This window comes from Mesorhizobium sp. WSM4822 (genome assembly GCF_055811155.1).
The window spans coordinates 1-3,126 of the sequence record NZ_JBVVQM010000052.1; the positions used below are offsets into that span (position 1 = coordinate 1).

Consider the following 3,126-nt stretch of genomic DNA (forward strand, 5'->3'; position numbering starts at 1 on the left):
CTATCTGTTGGGCGGGCAGCACATGTGGCGGTCTGCACCGAGGATCTTGGTCGAAGAATTTGCACAAGGCCCCTGTTATGTGATCGAGACGATGGGGAATGAGGTCATTGGGATTGGCGCCTACGAATTCGGCCCTCCACCCCATTTCGTGTATCGGCAGGGGACTTACCCGGCACTGCTGAGTGACGACGAGCAGGAGCGTATCGCCGATATTTCGCTGAGCTGTTTGCGCGCGCTCGGTCTTGGCTGGGGGCCAGCGGGCATGGAAGTCCGATGGACCAAGCGCGGCCCGGTCGTCATCGAGGTCAATCCGCGCCTTCATGGCGCGCCAAACCCCCAACTGGTTCATCTGGCTCACGGTGTTGATCTTATCACCGGGCATATCAAGCTTGCCATCGGCGAAGAATGGGATTTGCGCAAAAGGCATTCGCGGACCGCCGCCGCTCGATACCTGGTTGCTGACCGCGATGGAACGCTCGATTGGATCCGTGGGGACAGCAAGGCGGCTGCTGTATCAGGTGTCGCCGAGGTCAAATTTTACGTTCAACCCAAGACGCCAATTGTGAGAAAAGGCGACTATCGAGACTGTTTGGGACATGTCATCGCCGCTTCATCCAGTCTTCCTCGTACCGAGGCGATACTTCAGCGCGCCGTCGACTTGATCGGGTGGTCCATCACGCCATGAGAGGCGAACTTGAATGACTGGTAACTATAATTGGGGTCATAAAGAGATATTAAGATCAATCCGGCGTGGCCGCGGCAGTGCATTGGGCGCGAGCTTAGAAGATCGGCCGCCGAGGCGTCGACGTCGGGCTCGCCAGCCTGATCGATCGCGCGCCTGAGATGCCGTGGCGCTCTGACGTGCGCTCCCCGTTTCGTCCGGTAGCCCTGATCCACGTTGCAATTCTTTCGCGGACTTGCAAATTCCGTAAGGATGAGCCTGTCGGGGCCGCAAGCGGCTCACTGGCTACGGACTGGGATGGGACCGGAGCGGCCATCTTATCGCTGACATGGTCGCGGCGGATACGCCGGATTGTGTCTGCGGAGCCATTCAATAGTGCGGGATCCAGGATAGAAAACGGCCGGCTCGACCTAAGCAACGCGTCGCATTCCTGTCTCCGAGCGGGGTGGAGACCAGGCCATTAGGAGGCTGCGTGTCGGGACGCCATCAGAGTCGGCGCGACTCAGCCTCATTGTAATGGGAGAGGGATTTCCGCGATTCTCCCAGGATCTACCTTCGACAAAGCCCATGAGAACGAATTTCGAGAGGAGGCTATATGAACCACAGGAACATTGTGCCGGCGTTCGAGGTATCGGAGTATCGCGCTCGGCTCGATAAAGTGCGTGCTTTGATGTCCAATGCTGGGATGGACGCGCTGGTGGTCATCTCACAAGCTAATCAGTGCTATCTGCTCGGCTACGAGTCCTTCTCCGGTGACGAGCCCCAGGCGGTGCTTGTGACGTTGGATGACCACCCGTATTTCATCCTGCGCAAGATGGACGCCGACGCGGCGGCCGATGCCGGATGCTGGCTCCCGCGGGATAGGGTTGTCGCGTATGCCGAAAGCTATGTCGCAGGCTCTGGCGAGGACAGTGCGTGGGAAGTGATCGGCCAGTTCATGAAGGACAAGGTAAAGGCGCCGGCACGAATCGGAGTCGAGGTGTCTGAGCTAGGGGTGTTCAGCTACCGCAAGCTTGTCAGTGCATTGGGACTCCAGGAGCCGCTTGACGGTAGTGACCTGGTATCGACGTGCAAATTGGTGAAGTCCAAGCGCGAACTCTTGTATATGAAAGAGGCTAGCCTGATAACTGAAAGGGCCATGCTCGTTGGTATCGACAAGATCTCTGTCGGTACCCGGCATTGTGATGCAGCCGCGGCCATTATGTCGGCGCTTTGCGCCGGGACCGAAACCATTCCCGGCGGGCCCCCGCCTGGTCCGCCGATGATCCGCGGTGGCAAATTCGCAAACGCGCCGCACCAGTCATGGAGTGAAGACACGTTTGCCGCCGGCGAACAGTATTTCCTCGTAATGGGTGCCAGCAGGCACCGGTACGTCGCTCCAATGACGAGAACCGCTCATCTCGGGCCGGTGACCCCACGCCGGAAGAACCAACATGAGGGTGCGCTGGCGGGTTTCGACGCCGCCGTCGAAGCGTTGCGCCCCGGCGCGACGTGTGCGGATGTCGCGCGATCATTCCAAGCGGCGATCCGGCCGTACGGACTTACGAAGGACTCGCGCCTGGGCTACTCTGTTGGGCTCGACTGGGTGGACGGTCCGAGCCTCGGGACCAATAATGACACCGAAATCGTCGCAAATATGACCTTCCTTATCCACGTTGGGTTTTACGAGCGCGGCGAAGGTTACATGATGAGCAACATTGTCCATGTCACCGAAAACGGAGCTGAATTGATAAACAAACTTCCCCTCATGCTTTTCGAGCGTCCCGCATGAGGTAGCGGAGCAGCGACAACCGGCGCAGAAAAGTTGTGAATCGGCAGGCTTGGGCGGCTCATTTAACTCGGGACACAGCTCGACGATCCGGAATAGGCACTCAGATAGTTCCGTTCCATTCGTTGGAAGGACCCGTGGCCCCTTTCCGAAGAGAAACAAAAGCCTGCGGGACATATATAGACTATCAGCGCAGGGAAACTCTATCAGCGAATCGCAGAACACTCAGGACACCAGCCTGAGCGATCGCCAGCCTTGGCCCACGGACCTCACAAAAAGCCTGACCTGAGACCCTGAAGCTCCTCCAGTTTTTGGTAGAGTCCGCCCCGCTCAAGGAGACGGACGAATGAAGCGTTCACGGTTCACGGAAGAACAAGTCATCGCGATTTTGAAGGAGCAGGAGGCGGGAATGAAGACCGCCGATGTCTGCCGCAAACACGGGATCTCGGAAGCGACTTTCTACAAATACAAGGCCAAGTTCGGTGGCATGGACGTTTCCGACGCCCGCAAGCTGAAGGCTTTGGAGGAGGAGAACGCCAAGCTGAAGAAGCTGCTGGCCGAGCAGATGCTGGACAATGCCATCCTGAAGGATGTCGCTGCAAAAAATGTATGGTCCGCCCCGTCCCTGCAAGGGTTCGCGACATCGCCGATGACGATTCCAGTTGCGTAAATGTAT

At 58.1% G+C, this 3,126-nt stretch carries 1 protein-coding gene and 2 pseudogenes; all 3 read left to right on the forward strand.

What is annotated here, in order from left to right; all coding sequences use genetic code 11:
* Positions 1–685: pseudogene (locus AC0L3E_RS34400) on the forward strand (ATP-grasp domain-containing protein); the annotation flags it as partial.
* Between the two features lie 592 nt (positions 686–1,277).
* Positions 1,278–2,453 (forward strand): M24 family metallopeptidase, encoded by a 1,176-nt coding sequence (locus AC0L3E_RS34405; protein ID WP_473606886.1) that lies wholly within the window; start codon positions 1,278–1,280, stop codon positions 2,451–2,453.
* Positions 2,454–2,796: 343 nt separating this feature from the next.
* Positions 2,797–3,060 (forward strand): annotated as a pseudogene (locus AC0L3E_RS34410) (transposase); the annotation flags it as partial.
* Between the last annotated feature and the right edge of the window lie 66 nt (positions 3,061–3,126).

What these genes read in the sequence shown, in the direction of transcription:
- AC0L3E_RS34405 (WP_473606886.1), top strand. Translation starts at nt 1,278, where the DNA reads ATGAACCACAGGAACATTGTGCCGGCGTTCGAGGTATCGGAGTATCGC.